The organism is Rhizobium sp. ARZ01, assembly GCF_014851675.1.
Classification (GTDB): Bacteria; Pseudomonadota; Alphaproteobacteria; order Rhizobiales; family Rhizobiaceae; genus Mycoplana.
On sequence record NZ_JACVAE010000004.1, the window covers coordinates 253,729 to 270,494 of the forward strand.

A 16,766-nucleotide genomic window follows, 5' to 3' on the forward strand; every position below is an offset into this window, starting at 1 on the left:
CAGACATTGTGCGCCCGCTTCGTCTGGTGCTTCCGTCTCCCGGCGGGAATACGCCTTAGTAATGTATGACAGCAATGCCAGCTTCGCGCGCTGCGGACAGAAAACGCGACTCGGCATCCTCTGGGCTCACATCGCCCCGTAAGGCAGCGGATGATTGCGCAAGTGCGTCGCGCGATGAAGTCGAGCTGTCCTGTGCGGCGCTGCTTCGAAAGCAGTGAGCGTGCCCGATAGTTTCAGGAAGGGGCATTCTGGAGGACGTGCAATTGATCGATTTCGCGGTGGCTTCGCGTATCACCTAGCCTTCTGGAACATCACCATCACAGACGGCGACCTGCGGGAACAAGATGGCATTGAACGCAATCGAGAGGCGCGTAGGTGACTTATCGTGAAGGCGCAACTCTGCGATTTTCCTGTCGGCTCTCGCGCGTTCTGCGGCGTAGGCATTTAGCTTTTCCGCTTGCTTACTCGGGGCCCGCAGATAAGGCGGATTGTCCGTACCGTATCCTCCCGCACGAGCATAAATCCGCATCAGCATCTTCGTGTCCATGGTGGTCGCGCTCCTTTATGCGCGATGAAACCGGAACGGCGAGATGGAAGCAAAGTTCCTCGCGATAAGAGCGTTCGTCCATGTCGAAGCGGCTGCTGGGCTTTGTAACCGAGGTTTGAAGCTATCAGGAGATTCACACCCGGTACGATGCCGCCAAATTCGTTGCGTGCGCCCCATGCCGACGGTAGTTTGAGCGATGCTAATCCGGCCCGCAGACAAAGCCGATCGAAGCGCCATCTGGAGGATTATTGGTCCGACCATACGCGCGGGCGAAACCTACACCCTCGATCCCAATCTTAGCGAAAGCGATGGGCTGGCTTACTGGATGGGTCCGGACCGCGAAACGTTTGTCGCCGAAGAGAATGGCCAGATTTTAGGCACATACTATATCAGAGCGAATCAGGGTGGCGGCGGGCAGCATGTTTGTAACTGCGGTTACATGACAGACGCGGCGGCAAGTGGCCGCGGTGTGGCTCGCCAGATGCACGAGCACTCTCTCGCTCATGCCCGCGCCAAGGGCTTCCGGGCCATGCAGTTCAACTTCGTCATCAGCAGCAACGAGCGCGCGTTGCGGTTGTGGCAGTCGCTCGGATTTGAGATCGTCGGTCGCCTGCCGGAAGTGTTCCTTCACCCCTCGCTCGGTTACGTCGACGCCTTCGTGATGTTTCGCAAACTTTAGCGACGTGATGTCGGCGGCTGCCTGGTGGCTTTCGGGTGAACTTCATCTAATCCGGCCACGGATCGTTGTGGCACTCGGAGCCACCGCGCTGTACACGCTGCTAGGGCGCTCCCTCAGTGTCACCAAGGCGCGCGGGCGGGTTATTCAAAGTACAGCAGGATATCCGATCCTCGTTACGATCCATCCGTCGTACCTGTTACGGATCCGCTCGAGAACTGACGCCGAGATCGAACATAGGCGCTTTGTCGCGGATCTACATCAGGTTCTCGAGCTTCTTGAAGCCACCTAGTATTCCAGAAGTTCGCTTGGGAACCGTTCGACGGGCAGGTCGTTATCGTTCTTCTCAGTCTATGGAGGAGGGATGCACCATGTCATCGAAAACCGTTGACAAACAGCGAAACATCCAAAGAGAGGTTGCCGCCGCGGAGAAGCAAGAAACGCAGGAATCGACCGGCCCAATGCAGGCGGGTGCGCGTCGTTATCCCGAGCCGCCGTATCCCAAGGTTCACCAAGACAAGCCAGGGTCCGAGGCCGCACTTCCTCTCGCACCCATGTTCGACGCTCCATTCTACAAGGGCTCTGACAAGCTCAAGGGTAAGGTGGCACTGATAACTGGCGGAGATTCCGGAATTGGTAGGTCGGTCGCGATCCTCTTTGCTCGTGAAGGCGCTAACGTGGCGATCGCTCACCTAGCCGAAGATCGGGACGCTGAGGACACAAAAGAGGCGGTGGAGAGGGAAGGGCGGCGCTGCCTAATCATCCGCGGCGACGTCAAGGATGCTGCCTTTTGCCGCAAGGCCGTGGAGATGACAGTGACTGAGTTCAACTGCCTGGATATCCTGGTCAACAATGCCGCTTTTCAGGTTCACGCCAAGAACATAGAAGACCTGAGCGACAATCACTTCGACGAGACCTTGAAGACAAACCTCTATGGCTATTTCTACATGGCCAAAGCGGCAATTCCTCACCTCAAGAACGGCTCTGCGATTGTGAACACTGGATCGGTTACCGGACTGGATGGGTCCAAAGAACTGCTGGACTACTCGATGACGAAGGGCGGGATACACGCATTCACACGAGCGCTGGCAGCCCAGCTTATACCCAAGGGCATAAGGGTCAATGCCGTTGCCCCTGGCCCGGTATGGACACCGCTCAATCCTTCGGACAAGCAGCCCATAGACGTGGAGGAATTCGGCTCGAAGACACCCATGAAGCGAGCCGCGCAGCCAGAAGAGATTGCCCCAGCTTACGTCTTTCTGGCTTCGCCCCAGATGTCGAGCTACATCACCGGTGAAATCCTGCCAATTGTGGGCGGATACTGAACCGTTATCGCTTGATTGAGACCCCGGCTACCGAACGGACCAGCGCTCAATATCGCAACCGACCTCCTGTGCTCGCTTCCGCGCAGTCAGGCGAAATCCGCTACATCGTCGTCTCAGCTACACCTTGTAGCGTTCTGCCTCTCGAAGAAGCGAAATGAGTTCTGGTTCATCCACGAGCAGCGCGGCCTCCTTTGGATGGAGCCACTGTCTCAGGCGCTGGTGCCGCTCTTTCCAACGCGAATGTGTTTTCTTTGCCTTTAGCGGATAGACGATCACCCGGACCGGGATAAAGAAGCGATCCGTCCTCTTCCAGTAGAAGTAACTGCCAATAGCTTTGCTGGCGATCTTTCCGTTAACGCCCGCCTCTTCCCATGCCTCAACGCGCGTGCCGCCTCACGATCGCTTTTGCCATTGATTCCCCAGCCTTTGGGGAGCGTAAATCGCCGTGTCTGGCGGGTCGTGATAAGCATAACTTCCATGTTGCCCGCTTTGTCGATGCGGTAGGGCAGCGCTCCAACCTGCTTTAGAACTACGCCATTTTCAGCGGCACGCTCCCTCCGCCGGTTCTTGCTCTCGCCCATGTTCATGCTCCTCGGATCCGCATGGCCACAGAAACGCTCAAGGTCGGACGTCTCCATATTCGCCGATAACAACAGCGTCCTTTTTGGTTCCGGCGACACCGCCGATCCAGGCGGCAATCGCTCCTATTGCGAGGGAGATGAATGCGAAGATCGAAGCCGTTGCAAGCGCAGTAGTTGCAATCGCTGCGGTCTCGATAGCCTTCTGTTTGGCCAGGTCTACGGCAGACCGATAGTCTTGCTCGTACCGCTGCACCTGGCTGCGCGCCTGATCGATCGGGATGTTCTGCGCGCGGGCGAGTGCATCTGCGGCGCGGTTGCGTGCGTCTGCAGCGGTCGCTTCGTCGCCAGTCACAGTCGCTCTTACGGCCGCAACGGCTGCAGAACGAAGTGCTTCAGGATCTGTTCCACCGCTTGCTTCCCGTATCTGTCGCTCAATGGCAGAAAATGGATCCGCTGCAGTTGCCAAGGCCGGCGCGGCGGATGTCGCGACGGCAGTGACAGTCTGACCCGCACGCTCACGACGCTGGAAAGGCTACTAAACGCTCCACTGAGCCGGCCGCCGGCCGATGTTGTCAGAAGGTACACGATGAAGAGCGTTGTCACGGCCCAAGTTGTGAGGCCATGGAATCCACCAGTCGATGAACTGGGACGGCCCGACATGCGGCTTGCGACGTAGCCACCGCAGAACGAGGCGAGCAGTCCGGAAACGACGAACCAAACGCCGCCTACGACCGAAAATGTGCTGGCGTCCGGATTATCCGCTCTTGCAGGATCCAAGACCGCCATGCCAATTCCGACCCCCAGCAGATTGAGAAGAAATTGCGTTGAGAGCGCGATTGGGACACCGGCAAAGATCGCACCCCATGAAACTTGATTCAGGCCGGAAGAGGCGAGTGGGTCAACATACACCTCGCGTTCGCTACCCATTGTGAGAGTTTCTGTCATTTGATGAGCCTCCGAAAACTGTAGCACCTGATGCCAAAGCAATGCCGCGCGCCACGAATTTAGCGCGCGCTTTGGTTCGTTGCCCGAGGTTACTTACCTCAGGCCCTACCACCCTTCTTGCCGGCCTCGGCGGCGCGCTCTGGGTCGTTCTTAAAATTGCCCCCAGACTCCTTTCCGCCTTTTGAGGCGACGTCACGCCGCTTGTCTTGAGCCGCGCTTCGAAGCGTCGCCCCGCCCGTCCTTCCGGGTGTTGCGGTCACCTTTGTTCTGTTCCGGCATTTTCATTCTCCATTGAGTGAGGTTGCCTGAGCAGGTTTGCTTCTAACGGCTCGATAGGAACACTGTTCCATGTATCTGTGAGTTATTGGGTCGATGGCTTTTTCAGGTTCTCGGTAACATTCCATGCCGCTGGCAATTTCCGATGCTTGGGACTCGGCAAGGCACGGGCTAGGTGTCCCTACTCCAAGCCGGGCTTGTCGGATCATGGTGCGACAAGCTCGGCCGTGACGGGGAGGGTGGCCCGGTTTTGGAGGTGGAATGATGAAGTCGCAGTCGATTTGGCGCGCCTATCGTTATGGGTGGGGGGACTCTTGCCTTCTTCCTCATTACTTTGGGTGGGCACTGGGGTATTTGGCTGGTTTGCATACGTGTAAGAGCAGCGGGCGCAGACGTTACTGGCTATCTACCTGAGATGTCGCGCGACATACTGGAAAACTGGCAATCAGAGTTCCTGCAACTGCTGTGCAGGTCGGCGGTCTGGCCCTGTTGCTCTACGTCGGCTCGCCGCAATCTAAAGAAGGATCCGATCGGCTGGAAGCAAAGGTCGATCAGCTACTAAGGTTGGCCAGTCCCGAAAACGCAGTTCCAATCATCCGTGAGCTGGATACACGCTATGGCGGTTGGCATGCGGACGATCCGGGTGTTTAAAGGCAGAGATCGCAGCAGCCGGATCAATCGCGATCGTAGGGGGGGACACTATTGCATCGGCGATTATCCAAAAAAATGCGGCGGGAAATTCCGAATTTCCCGCCGCCATTGCTTGTTCAAATCGCTGGCCGTGCCACGCCGTAATAGTGGTCGATACTGCGACTGTACTCGGGACTTGACCAGTCAGGACTGGTCCTCTCGTCAAAGGAGGGCGCGCCCTCTAGTTGCTCCTTGTTGAGATCAACAACATAGCCCTCTTCGCTCTCGTCATATTCCAGCATGTCCCATGGCACCGGATGATAACTTTCGCCCATCCCGAGGAAGCCACCAAACGACATTACGGCATAGGCGACCTCGCCGGACCTTTTGTCGAGCATGACGTCGTAGACCGTTCCAAGGGACTCCCCTTGACGGTTGTAGACATTCGTCCCCTCGACCTTACTGGCGGCTATGAGGTTGCTGGTTTCGTTCGTTGCGACGTCGCCCGTGCGCGAGGCATCATAGTCAGTCATTGAAATTCTCCTTATCGCTCTGCACCCTTTTCAATCAGGGTCTGCTACTAACAGGCACATGCTGGGTTGGTTCCCATCGACCTTCCGTGAAATCGCCAGCGGCGATTGTCGCGTCGAAAACTCTCTCCAGTCATGGCGGGGATCCTTCTGGACGGAACTTCTGGTAATCAGGAGGGTTTCTCCGCAAAGGGAGGAACGGCAATGACGAGAATGATCGCTCTACTCGCGCTGCTCGGGGCAACCGGCTCTGGATGTACCGCAACTGAACAGGGGGCGGGCATTGGCGCTGCGAGTGGTGCCGTAATCGGCGGTGCCATTACCAATGATGTCAGAGGCGCGGCGGTTGGTGCCGCTATTGGTGGCGTATCGGGCGCTGCGATTGGTAGCGTCGCTGGCCAGTCTGGGAGCTGCTACTATCGAGATGCATACGGTCGCCGCTTTGTCGCCGCCTGCTGAACGCGGGAGGCAGAAATGACATTCCCCGATGATATAATATCGATGCGGCCATAGCGGAGTTCGCTGCAGAACGTCAGATCAGCCGAGAAAGGCCTCGTCCTTCGTGATTAGTTTGAAGAAAATGGCTATCTCGCGGTGGAACCAACCGAGGTTAGAGCTGGACACGACTGACCAGGGCGCTGAGGACCGAAGCGCGATCATGGATCAGGGGCGGTGATACGCTGCACAGACCCGCATCTAACCTTCAGAGCTGGCCGCTTTCGTCAGCCTTCCAACGCGTGCATCTCGCCCAAACGGCCTGGGCTCCAGAGCTCACATCGGTAGTCCTCGAGGGCGCAACGATCTATCTCGATCACGTGCACAGACCAGGAATCAGCGGAACAGCCGTGGTCGATGGTCGGCGGCTTCCTGGCATCGGCGCCACGATCGTAGATTCGTGAAGTTTACGATGCCGTCCACCTTCATCGCGTTATGATGATATCGATGTTTCCGGCGGCCGCTTCGATCGCCTGTCCTATATTGGCAGGAGGGGGAGTATTCGATACGAGCCGACTCACACGATCCCAGCCTGAAACCTCAAAGATCCCGCGCTTATTGAATTTGGAGGCGTCGGCAAGAACCGTGACTGTTTCAACCCGCTCAATCATAGCTCGCGCAATCTGCGTTTCAGCTTCGTCAAAATCAAGCAGTCCGGTGTTGTCGATTGCGCCGACAGTCAGGAAAGCGTGCCGAGCGCGAAACCGTGAGATTTGCTCCACGGCCAACGCGCCAATCGTCTCAGATGCATCGGGACTGAAGGCGCCGCCGATGAGAAAAACTTTGTTTTCGCCGCCCGCAGTAATCGTTGCAGCAATGCGGGTGCTGTTGGTGATGACTGTCAACCCTGATAGGCTGGCGATCGCCTCGGAAAACAGCAACGTGGTCGTTCCGGTATCTATGAAAAGGCTGTCGCCCGGCGAAAGCAGGCTTGCCGCTGCATGAGCAATCTGTCGTTTTGCCGCAAGGTTTTCAGCCATTCGTGTAGCGAATGGTCCTTCTCCGGCGGCTTCGGCAGCTGCCGCTGAGCGCAGCTTGGCGCCTCCGTGGAACTTTTGCAGTCGCCCTTGATCGCCGAGCGCGACCAGATCGCGCCTGATCGTTTCCCGGGAGACCTTAAGTTCATCCGCCAATTGTTCGACGCTGACCTCACCGCGCCGCGCGACGAGGTGGATGATTTCTTCGTGACGTTCGTGGGGACGCACTGATGACCCTTTCGGTTCCGGCTCATGGAATGTGTAGGATTCTGACCGATCGGGCAATATTTCACGAGGTGGTTCCACAAAATTTGGGCCCAACGGTCGCCATCTAGACAGGATCCGCATGAAAAATCGCGAAATTACAGCAACCACAGCGCGGCTATTTTTACCGATGTGCAAAAACCGTCTTTACTTTCTGTAAATAAAATTGTTACCGTTCAGTCATAAAACGACCGAATGGTAGGAAAAATTGTTGTGATCACACAGCGATGCCCCCCTCAATCCGAAACTTTTGATGTCGCCGTCATCGGCGCGGGTGTCGTCGGTTGTGCGGTGGCGCGCAGATTCGCTCTCGCTGGTGCGAGGGTGATCGTGATCGAGAAGGGAGCCGACATCCTGTCGGGCGCGTCGAAGGCCAATAGTGCTATTCTGCACACAGGTTTCGATGCCCCTAAAAACAGTCTCGAACTCGAGCTGGTCCAGGCCGGGCGACGGGAATATCTCGAAATTTGCGCGAGCATGAACCTTCCTCTGGTCGAAACCGGAGCGCTCGTATGCGCCTGGACAAAGGACGAAGCGGCAAAGCTCGAGGGTATCGCCGAGCAAGGCCTGGCCAACGGTGTCAGCACGGTTCGATTGCTGACTGCCCTTGAAGCCCGCGCTATCGAACCGGGTTTGTCCGAAAGCATCGTCGCTGCGCTCCATGTGCCCGATGAACATGTCGTCGACCCATGGTCAGCTCCCCTGGGTTATGTCAGCCAGGCCATGGCATTGGGCGCGCTTGTGTTGCGGCAGTGTGAGTTGCTCGGTGGCTCGTTCGACGGCGAATGGCGTCTCGATACCAGCAAGGGCGATGTGCGAGCAAAATTCGTCATCAATGCGGCTGGCCTCTACGGTGACCACGTCGACGCGTGCCTCGGCTTCACGCCGGAATTCCAGATCAAGCCGCGTAAGGGCCAGTTCGTGGTCTTGGATAAGGCCGCTTCCCGGCAACTCAAGACAATCATCCTCCCTGTGCCGAACGAGATCACGAAAGGCGTTGTGGTCTGTCCAACAGCCTTCGGAAACATTCTCGTAGGGCCTACCGCCGAGGAGCAGGAGGATCGTGTCAGGGCGACCGTCGAACATGACACGCTCGCTGGGCTTGTTACGCACGGTGTGAAGCTTGTGCCGGGACTTGCCAATATTCCCGTCACGGCGGTTTACGCAGGGCTTCGTCCTGCTTCTGAGAAGAAGGAATACCGTGTCATCGACCGCCCCGAATCCCGAGCGATTACCTTGGGTGGCATTCGGTCTACGGGTTTGAGTGCAGCGCTCGGTCTCGCGCAGCACGCCCTCAAGCTTCACGGTGGGAGCGCACGCGGCGAGTTCGTCGAGAAAGTGGCTCCAACAATTCACATGCCAAACCTCGCAGAAACGCGAGCCAGGGATTGGCAGGCCGAAGGTCACGGCGAGATCATCTGTCATTGCGAAATGGTGACGCGTCGGGAAATCGAAGCCGCGCTCAATAGCGCACTCCCTCCGGGCGATTTCGGTGGACTGCGCCGACGCACTCGCGCTGGCATGGGCCGCTGCCAGGGTTTTTATTGCAATGCGCGGTTGGCCGAAATGAGTAAGGGATGCCTCGCCACGCCCTTGGCCGTTGATCAGGAAAACGGGCGATGAGCCAGTCCCAGTCCGACATCGTCATCATTGGCGGCGGGCCGTCCGGCGTCGCTGCCGCGATCGCGATGCGAAAGGCGGGCGTCGGCAAGATTACGCTGCTCGAACGTGAACAGTACCTTGGTGGAGCAACGCGTCACTGCAGTCATTCGCCGTTCGGAATGCTGGAATTCGGACGTGTCTACTTCGGCTCGGCGTACGGAAGGCGCCTCGAGAAGGAAGTCGCAAAATACGACATCGATCTGCGTTACGGCCACTCGGTCGTCCGCCTCGGTGAAGACGGTGGGTTGCTTGTGTCCAACCATGCCGGACTGGAAACGTTCATTGCCAAGCGCGTGCTGGTTACCACGGGCGTCCGTGAAACGACACGGGCGGCTCGTTTGGTGACCGGTGATCGGCCGGTTGGCATTCTCACGACCGGTACGCTTCAGGCGTATGTGGCGTTCCACAATTTGATGCCATTCAAGCGCCCTGTCATCGTTGGCTCTGAACTGGTGACATTGTCGGCCATCTGGACCTGCTTCAGCCACGGCGCGCGTCCTGTCGCCGTCCTCGAACCTCGCTCTCATTCTCTGGTCGGTGCACCGCTGGACTGGTTCCCAGCAATGATGGGCATTCCGTTTCACCGTAGTGCGGAAATCGTCGATATCGTCGGGCGAGGGCGCGTGGAAGCCGTGAAAATCAGGCGCGGCAACGTCGTCGAAACGCTCGAATGCGATGGAGTTCTCTTTACGGGACAGTTCACTCCGGAGGCGTCCCTGTTCCAGACCTCTGGTCTCACGGTCAATTGGGGAAGCGCCGGCCCGGCCGTCGATCAAGACGGACGCTGCGAGAACCCGCTCTACTTCGCCGCCGGAAACGTGCTGCGCGCGGTCGAAACAGGCGGGTGGGCTTTCAGGGAAGGCAGGGCGGTCGGGGAGGCTCTGGCAGAGGACATCTTGCGGAACCCATCTGCAGCAACCCCGGTCAAGGTCACGTATGACGAACCGATCAAGTTGGTCGTCCCCAACCTCATCCGCAACGGCGCGACGCTTCCCGGCGGTTTGAAGGACTTCCAATTGCGGTTTGCTCGCCGCACCCAGGGAACACTCACACTGAAAATCGACGGCCGCGAGGTCTGGCATCGTCGTGCGACGTGGCGACCTGAGAACCGGATAACGGTCCGCAGGCCGGACAGTGTGACAAGCGCTCAGAACGTTCATTTCAGCTTTAGAGGGGAAGACTGAATGCGTATCGCATCGATTGACCAGGGCACGACGTCGACCCGATGCCTGGTGGTGGAGGACGGTGGCGAGTGGCGGGTCGTCGCCAGCCGCAAGCATGGGCAACACCATCCGTTCGCCGGCTGGGTCGAGCATGATCCGGACGAACTGCTCAAAAATATCATAACTGTACTCGATGCCGCCGGAGAGGTGGATGCGATCGCCATCGCAAACCAGGGCGAAAGCTGCATCGCGTGGGATTCCGAAACCGGGGCCGCTCTGTCGCCCGTCATTGTCTGGCAGGACGCCCGCACCGCCAAGCAGCTTTCCGAGCTTGGCCCCGAAGCGGAAGAACTCTCCAAGCGCATCAGCGGGCTTCCGCTTGATCCCTACTTTTCCGCAAGCAAGCTCGCCTGGCTGCTTCGTCACATACCCAGTATTTCGGATGCCCACAAAGCTGGCCGCCTTCGTCTCGGTACGACCGATGCATTTTTCCTGGATTCTCTGGCGGGGGTGTTTGCGACGGATCTCGCGACGGCCTCGCGTACGGGCTTGCTGGACCTTGCGACTGGCCAGTGGAGTGACGAGCTCTGCGAACTGCATGGCGTTCCGAAGGAGTGCCTGCCGAGGATCGCGGCGGTCGACGAGGAATTCGGTCAGATCAACGGAATCCCCGTTCGCGCGTCCATCGTGGACCAGCAAGCGGCCCTGTACGGCCACGGTTGCCGTAAACCGGGCGATTGCAAGATCACTTTCGGCACAGGTGCGTTTCTCCTAGCGGTCGCTGGCGCGGAACGTCCGCCGCAGGCAGAACTTCTGCCCACGGTGGCATGGGCGCGGCGCGACCACGGTGTAACCTTTGCCATCGAGGGCGGGGTGTACGATGCGGGCGCCGCGTTGGAATGGGCCCGGAATATCGGTCTGTATTCGGCGCTCGAGGAACTCGGAGTATTCGAGGGACCCTCGGCGCTGAGCCGAGGTATCATTTTCGTGCCCGCGCTCTCGGGTCTTGCGGCACCGTACTGGGATCGAACTGCCGCGCCATTGTTCATCGGTATGGATCATGCCACCGACCGCCGCGACCTCGTTCGAGCGGTTCTCGAAGGTATCGCGATGCTGACCGTCGGTTTGATCGACGCTGCGTCCGAGGTCACGGAACTTGGCCCAAGCATCTCGATCGACGGTGGCCTCTCCCAGAGCGCTTACTTCGCCCAGTTCCTGGCGTCGGCAAGCAATCGGACCATCACTGTCCCATCAATGCACGAGCTTACGGCGCTGGGACTTGCTGAATTCTGTGGTCTCGATGTCACCAACGCACGCGCGAAGCATGCTCGTTTCGAGCCGGACGGCTCGGTCACCGATGAACATCATGCAAGATTCGCCAAGGCCGTCGAGCGCGCTCGCGGTTGGCGTAACTGAGCGACCGAACTAGCCCCATTATTCCTGGAGAAGAACATGCGGAAAATTTTCCTTGCTGGCCCGTACGGCCACGCGGATCGCGAGGTAGTGGAACGACGCTTCCATGAGGCCAACAAGGTCGCGGCAAAGATCGCCAGGAGCGGCTCGGCTGTTTTCAGCCAGATTTCCATGTCCCATCCGATCAACGCGCACATGGCCGACCTGGACAAAGGCGGGATCGGCAAGCTGTGGGCCCCGATCGACCAGGTGTTCATGGATGCAATGGAAGAAATCATCGTGATCGACGGGCCCGGCTGGCAGGAAAGCGCCGGGGTGAAGCGAGAAATGGAATTTTTCCAATCCAAAGGCCTCCGCGTCAGCCTTTGGAGCGAAGTCGAAGGCGAGTTCGCGAACTGACGTTCGACGCACACAAGAGGGGAATATCTATGTCAACAGTTACCAAAGTAGGCTCCACGCCGGGGCATACTGACCATGACCATCTGAAGCGCGATGTCACTCCGTTTCAGTCCTTCGCCGTAGCTTTCGGCTTCGTGTCGATCGCGACGGGCATCTTCACCGCCTATGGCGCGATGTTGTCTTCGTCTGGCCCGATGGGCATTTGGACGTGGCCTGTGGTTGTGATCGGGCAGTTGATGGTCGCTCTTATCATCGGCTCTCTCGCGGCCCGCATCCCTGTTACGGGCTACATCTATCAGTGGGCCTCTCGGCTTACCAACCCGGTGTTCGGCTGGATCATGGGCTGGATTGGATTCACGTTCCTTGCAGTCGTTCTTGTCGCCGTGGACTACACTATTGCGTCAACGGTTCTGCCCGTGATGTTGAGTTATGAGGGGACCGCCGAAAACGCCTGGTGGATCACCAGCCTGGTCATCGTCGTTCAGGCGCTCATGATCGCGTTTTCGACCAAGTTCACGCAGAAGTTCAACGCGGTCGCGGTTACGATCCAGCTCATTGGCATGATCGGCCTTGTCGTGTTGCTGTTCGCTGCAGGCGCGCTCAACAACGAACTCAACTTTTCGAACCTCTTCAGCACGGGCAGTGTTGCTCAGGAGGCGTATTATTCTTTCGGAACACTGACGAGCGCCGGCCCCTGGATCATGGGCACGCTTCTTGGCGCGTTCACCATCGTGGGCTTTGAGTCCGCGGCGAACCTGGCTGAAGAGACACGTGATCCGGCGCGGGTGGTCCCCAAGGCCATGTGGCAAGCGGTGCTCAGCCTTGGAATCATTGGGATGCTGTTCCTGATTGCCGTGACCGCGCTTCTGGGCGATCCCGCTACACTGCAAGGCTCAGCGACCCCGATCGCAGACGTGATCAATCGTGTTCTCGGACCGATCCTAGGCAACCTGCTGCTCGTGCTGGTCGTCATCTCGATCTTCAGCTGTGGCCTCGTGATCCTTCTTAGCGGCACACGTCTCGTCTGGGCGATGTCGCGTGACGAACGCTTCCCCGGCTGGCAGCTGTGGCACCGCATCCATCCGACACTGAAGACCCCGGTCAACTCCACGATCTTCGTGGCAGTGGTCGGCCAGGTGATCTTGGCGCTGTTTTCGCAGCAGACCGACGCGCTATTCGCGCTCTTCTCTGCTGCGACACTGCTGCCCGCGATCATCTATGCGGTAACGGTTGTCATCTATGCGCTGAAGCGTAACAACCTGCCGCCGAGCCAAGGCTTCCGCCTCGGCGCTTGGGAGACACCAGTCCTGCTCGTTGCTATCCTGTGGCTCGCGTTCGAACTGGCCATTTTCCGCGACGCCTCGTTTGCCAAACCGTGGTTCTACGTGGCCGTCATGTTTGCGATCGGTGCCGTCTATCTGGTATTCCTGCTCGCGACGCGCGGCGGGGCCAAGGCGCTCAAGATGCCCGATCTGATCGCGATCGACGCAATCCTGGATGCTGACAAGGGTGACGAAGTCTCCCGCTAAGCAACACACTTCTTGAAAGCCGGCGTGTCGAACGCCGGCTTTTTCGTTCCGTCTTCAAAACCTACGGATTGCCTCAATGACGCTACTCTCGCTGCGCCAAATCCTGGGCCCTGCGGCCGAGCACAGCACGAAAGTCATCCCGAGCGATTACTGATCAGGCTACTCAAGAAGCACGGCGCATCAAAGCACGCACGATGCAGCGCTCCGTTGGTAACATCAAGGTGACTGTCGATAACGCAGCGCTGCGATCTACGTCTTGTCGTACGAGAAGATTCCCCAATACCAAGCCGCGTCAATCAGGTATGGACCGCGGCTACAAGTCGGCGGCAGGCGTCCACCAGGTTGGATTCCTGAAGCAATGCCCCTCCGATGAGGTACATAATGTCGTTGCCGTAGGCCTCGCGCATTTCAGGTACGCGGTCGAAGGTCATGCCGCCGCCGGGGGCCGCGACGATCGCCTTGGGGCCGCCCATGTCCGTTGCGCAGGCGCGCGCGATCGACAGGCACTCCGCGCGGGTGAAGCCGAAGCGCCCACCGAAATTGGGATAGATGACGGCGTCGGCGCCCATCAACCGATGCAGCGTGCCAAAGAAGGCGCGGTGCGAGAAGCCGCAATCAGGCGAGACCACATTGGCGCCGGAAAAGGCCGGGTGCGAGACGATCGGCAGGGTGAAATCGGGGTCGGCGGCAAGCGTGCGCACCACGTCGTAGCCGGCCAGCGCCGGGGCGACCATCACCGCGCCCGCGCCCGCTTCCTGCGCCTGCTTTGCCCGCTCGATGACCGCCGTCGCGGGGCCGGTGACGTTCGGCACGAAGCTCGCCTTGCCGCCACTACGCGCATTCGCCTCGCCCACGGCCTCCACGCAGGCCTTCAGCCGGTCGATAAAGGGTGCAGTCTTCTGGTCGACGAGGCCGTGGTCGTCCTTGACGTAATGCATTCCCCCGAGCGCGAAATCATGCGCAAGGCGCGCAAGAGCTACCGTCGAGAGGCCAACGGGCTTGATCGCGGACATCAGCAGTGGGCGTTCCCCGATGCCGGCGCGGGTGCGCAGCCCCGCAATGCCGTGTCGCGGACCCTTGCAGAGGCCGAGGATTCCAGGCGAAACGCCAATATCCTCTACCCTGAGGCCCGGCTTGATCGAGCTGTTGCCGAAGACGATGTTGAGGAATTGCGGAAAATCGCCGCCTACATCGTCCTCGGAGTAGGAGATCACTGCAAGAAAGCCGGGCCTGCCACCGGGGTCCTTCTCCAGGCTCTCCAGCCGGCCGAGAATTTCATCCTCGACATAGCCTTTCGGCACGGTGCTGCGCGGGACCTCAACGGTCTGCTCAAGCGCAATGTCGAGAGCGCGCGCCTTCGCCTCCGCTTCGTTGGCGGATTGCACGAAGTAGGTGACGGTGAAGCGCGGCGCCATCAGAGGGCCTCGGCCTTCTGCGCCGAATGGACGTGGTCGAGGCGCACTTCCGCCAGTTCCTCCTCGCCGATGGCAAGCGTCTTGCCGATAAGGGTTTCGATGGCCGCGACAAGCGCGCCGGCATCGAGCCCGTATTTCTTCATGAGATAGGGTTTCGAGGCGCCGTGGGCGAAGGTGTCGCTGAGACCGAGCCGCTTGAGGCGGATGCCCAGCCCTTCTTCGGCGAGGATTTCCGCGATCAGCGAGCCGAGACCGCCGACGATGGTGTGGTTCTCCAGCGTGACGATGCCCTTCTTGCCGCGTGCGGCTTTCAGCAAGCCGTCCCGGTCGAAGGGTTTGAGCGTCGAGGCGTGCAGATGGTGGATGCCGATGCCGCGCGCCGCGATCGGCCCGGTGGCGCGTAGGGCTTCTTCCGTGCAGACGCCGGAGGAGACGACGAGGATGTCGTCACCTTCCGAGAGGGTGCGCAGCCTGTTGAATTCGAAGGGCGTCGAGAATAGGCGGGGCACCTCGCCGCGCAGGATGCGCACATAGACCGGGCCGTCGATGCAGTCGGCGACTTCCAGAACGGTCTCGACTTCCGTCGCGTCACCGGTTTCGAGAATCGTCATGTTCGGCACGGCGCGCAGCACTGCGATATCCTCGATGGCCTGATGCGTGATGCCGCCGGGCGTGGTGATGCCGGGCAGAAAACCCATCAGCCGGACCTTGCGGTTGGAATAGGCGATCGAGTTGATCAGCTGGTCGTAGGGCCGGCGATAGAGGAAGACCGAGAAGGTATGGATGAACGGCCGGAACCCCTGCAGGGCAAGGCCACCGGCAAAGGACAGCATGTTCTGCTCGGCCATGCCGAGCGACAGGAACTGTTCGGGATGCCGGTCCCGAAAACCGTCGACCTCGCAGGAAGAGGTGAGGTCGGCGGACAGGCAGAGGACTTCAGGGCGCGCGGTGGCGAAGGCCTCGAAGGCCTTGGCATAGGGACGGTTGACGATTTCGACCATGGTCAGGCCCCTTCCATCGCGTTCAAATCGACGCCGAGTTCGGCGGCGAGCGCGGCCTGCATTTCCAGCCGCTCCTCCACGCTCTTGAAGCGAACATAGTGAAGGCGCGGAAAGCGCTTCTTCAGGAACTTCATGCCTTGATAGGGCGACGTGTTGGCGAGGATGACCAGCGGCTTGCCATTTTCCGCGCTTTCCGCTGCGGCGCGCAACGCGCCAAGATCATGGCCATCCACCGAGCGGCAGGTGACGCCGAAGGCGGAAACACGCGCGGCGAGATCGCCGAGATCGAGCACGGCTGACATGGCGCCATCGCATTGCTGGCGATTCACATCGACAATGACGCGGATATTGGCGATCTTGTGGTAGCTCATGGCCGCAAGGCATTCCCAGGTCTGGCCTTCTTGGAACTCACCGTCGGACATGTAGACCCAGACCTTGCCGGGCTCATTTTTCCGTAATCTCGCCCAGGCGACGCCGGAGGCCATGGAGAGGCCCTGCGCTAGCGAGCCGGTCGTCACTTCCATGCCGGGACTGTGCTCGGCCCCGATCATTTCGACCGAGCCGCCGTCCTCATTGAAATGGTCGAGTGCATGTTCGTCCATGCGGCCGGTTTCGATCAGTGCGGAATAGATGACAAGCGCATAGTGGGCTGGCGAGATGAAGAAGCGATCGAACTCCGGTCCGACCGGGCCGTGATAGCCCGCGCCGGTGAAGGCGTCGGGGTTGTGCGCGGAAGGCACGCCGCGAAAGGGCAGCGGCACCTTCGGCAGCGTCGGTTCGCCGAGGTTCAGGACCTCGTTATAGAGCAGCGCCAGGCTCTCGGCCGCCGAGCAAGCCTGGCTGAGATAGCCGCCATTGTGCTTCATCGTGTGCAAGAACACGCGCCTGCGGATGCCAAACGCGATGTCCTCGGTGGATTTTTCGTTCAAGAGGCTCAT

At 59.4% G+C, this 16,766-nt stretch carries 16 protein-coding genes and 1 pseudogene; 9 read left to right on the top strand and 8 right to left on the bottom strand.

The window, feature by feature from the left end; all coding sequences use genetic code 11:
* Positions 1 to 295: 295 nt before the first annotated feature.
* The gene (locus IB238_RS21400; protein ID WP_192251873.1) at positions 296 to 547 is read right to left on the bottom strand and encodes a hypothetical protein; all 252 of its coding nucleotides are present in this window, start codon (positions 545 to 547) and stop codon (positions 296 to 298) included.
* Between the two features lie 196 nt (positions 548 to 743).
* Here IB238_RS21400 and IB238_RS21405 point away from each other — a divergent pair, with 196 nt between their 5' ends.
* From IB238_RS21405 to IB238_RS21415, 3 genes are all read left to right on the top strand, one after another.
* Positions 744 to 1,226 (top strand): N-acetyltransferase, encoded by a 483-nt coding sequence (locus tag IB238_RS21405; RefSeq protein WP_192251876.1) that lies wholly within the window; start codon positions 744 to 746, stop codon positions 1,224 to 1,226.
* Positions 1,227 to 1,233: 7 nt separating this feature from the next.
* The gene (locus IB238_RS21410) at positions 1,234 to 1,515 is read left to right on the top strand and encodes a uracil-DNA glycosylase family protein (RefSeq protein WP_192251879.1); all 282 of its coding nucleotides are present in this window, start codon (positions 1,234 to 1,236) and stop codon (positions 1,513 to 1,515) included.
* A 79-nt stretch (positions 1,516 to 1,594) separates the two neighbouring features.
* Complete coding sequence (locus tag IB238_RS21415; RefSeq protein WP_192251882.1) at positions 1,595 to 2,548, top strand: SDR family oxidoreductase; 954 nt, start codon at positions 1,595 to 1,597, stop codon at positions 2,546 to 2,548.
* Between the two features lie 618 nt (positions 2,549 to 3,166).
* Here the strand turns inward: IB238_RS21415 and IB238_RS21420 are convergent.
* From IB238_RS21420 to IB238_RS21430, 3 genes and pseudogenes are all read right to left on the bottom strand, one after another.
* Positions 3,167 to 4,074, bottom strand: a pseudogene (locus IB238_RS21420) (PhnA-like protein).
* Between the two features lie 98 nt (positions 4,075 to 4,172).
* Positions 4,173 to 4,334 carry a KGG domain-containing protein gene (locus tag IB238_RS25060; RefSeq protein ID WP_192251884.1) on the bottom strand — a complete coding sequence of 54 codons (162 nt, stop codon included), beginning with the start codon at positions 4,332 to 4,334 and terminating at the stop codon, positions 4,173 to 4,175.
* Positions 4,335 to 5,117: 783 nt separating this feature from the next.
* Positions 5,118 to 5,513 carry a PRC-barrel domain-containing protein gene (locus IB238_RS21430; protein WP_192251887.1) on the bottom strand — a complete coding sequence of 132 codons (396 nt, stop codon included), beginning with the start codon at positions 5,511 to 5,513 and terminating at the stop codon, positions 5,118 to 5,120.
* Between the two features lie 201 nt (positions 5,514 to 5,714).
* On the opposite strand from IB238_RS21430, the gene IB238_RS21435 reads away from it, so the two are divergent.
* On the top strand, positions 5,715 to 5,969 hold the full coding sequence (locus tag IB238_RS21435; protein ID WP_192251890.1) for a YMGG-like glycine zipper-containing protein: 255 nt from the start codon (positions 5,715 to 5,717) through the stop codon (positions 5,967 to 5,969).
* Between the two features lie 461 nt (positions 5,970 to 6,430).
* On the opposite strand, the gene IB238_RS21440 is transcribed toward IB238_RS21435, so the two are convergent.
* A complete protein-coding gene (locus IB238_RS21440; RefSeq protein WP_192251893.1) occupies positions 6,431 to 7,210 on the bottom strand; it encodes a DeoR/GlpR family DNA-binding transcription regulator in 780 nt (259 codons plus the stop codon).
* A gap of 249 nt (positions 7,211 to 7,459) precedes the next feature.
* Here IB238_RS21440 and IB238_RS21445 point away from each other — a divergent pair, with 249 nt between their 5' ends.
* The 5 genes from IB238_RS21445 to IB238_RS21465 are packed head-to-tail and all read left to right on the top strand — an operon-like array spanning position 7,460 to position 13,412.
* Positions 7,460 to 8,869: an NAD(P)/FAD-dependent oxidoreductase gene (locus IB238_RS21445; protein WP_348648279.1), complete on the top strand. Its 1,410-nt coding sequence runs from the start codon at positions 7,460 to 7,462 to the stop codon at positions 8,867 to 8,869.
* The gene (locus tag IB238_RS21450) at positions 8,866 to 10,092 is read left to right on the top strand and encodes an FAD-dependent oxidoreductase (protein ID WP_192251899.1); all 1,227 of its coding nucleotides are present in this window, start codon (positions 8,866 to 8,868) and stop codon (positions 10,090 to 10,092) included. The genes IB238_RS21445 and IB238_RS21450 overlap by 4 nt, the downstream gene beginning before the upstream one ends.
* Positions 10,093 to 11,487, top strand: coding sequence for an FGGY family carbohydrate kinase (locus tag IB238_RS21455; RefSeq protein WP_192251902.1), 1,395 nt, complete (start codon positions 10,093 to 10,095; stop codon positions 11,485 to 11,487).
* 36 nt (positions 11,488 to 11,523) lie between these two features.
* Positions 11,524 to 11,883, top strand: coding sequence for a DUF1937 family protein (locus tag IB238_RS21460; RefSeq protein WP_192251905.1), 360 nt, complete (start codon positions 11,524 to 11,526; stop codon positions 11,881 to 11,883).
* A gap of 29 nt (positions 11,884 to 11,912) precedes the next feature.
* Positions 11,913 to 13,412: an amino acid permease gene (locus tag IB238_RS21465; RefSeq protein ID WP_192251908.1), complete on the top strand. Its 1,500-nt coding sequence runs from the start codon at positions 11,913 to 11,915 to the stop codon at positions 13,410 to 13,412.
* A gap of 296 nt (positions 13,413 to 13,708) precedes the next feature.
* Here the strand turns inward: IB238_RS21465 and IB238_RS21470 are convergent, their stop codons facing one another.
* The 3 genes from IB238_RS21470 to IB238_RS21480 are packed head-to-tail and all read right to left on the bottom strand — an operon-like array spanning position 13,709 to position 16,766.
* Complete coding sequence (locus IB238_RS21470; RefSeq protein ID WP_192251911.1) at positions 13,709 to 14,827, bottom strand: RuBisCO large subunit C-terminal-like domain-containing protein; 1,119 nt, start codon at positions 14,825 to 14,827, stop codon at positions 13,709 to 13,711.
* A complete protein-coding gene (locus tag IB238_RS21475) occupies positions 14,827 to 15,828 on the bottom strand; it encodes a transketolase C-terminal domain-containing protein (protein ID WP_192251913.1) in 1,002 nt (333 codons plus the stop codon). Before IB238_RS21475 ends, IB238_RS21470 begins: the two co-directional genes overlap by 1 nt.
* Before the next feature lie 2 nt (positions 15,829 to 15,830).
* Positions 15,831 to 16,766 carry a 1-deoxy-D-xylulose-5-phosphate synthase N-terminal domain-containing protein gene (locus tag IB238_RS21480; protein WP_192251916.1) on the bottom strand — a complete coding sequence of 312 codons (936 nt, stop codon included), beginning with the start codon at positions 16,764 to 16,766 and terminating at the stop codon, positions 15,831 to 15,833.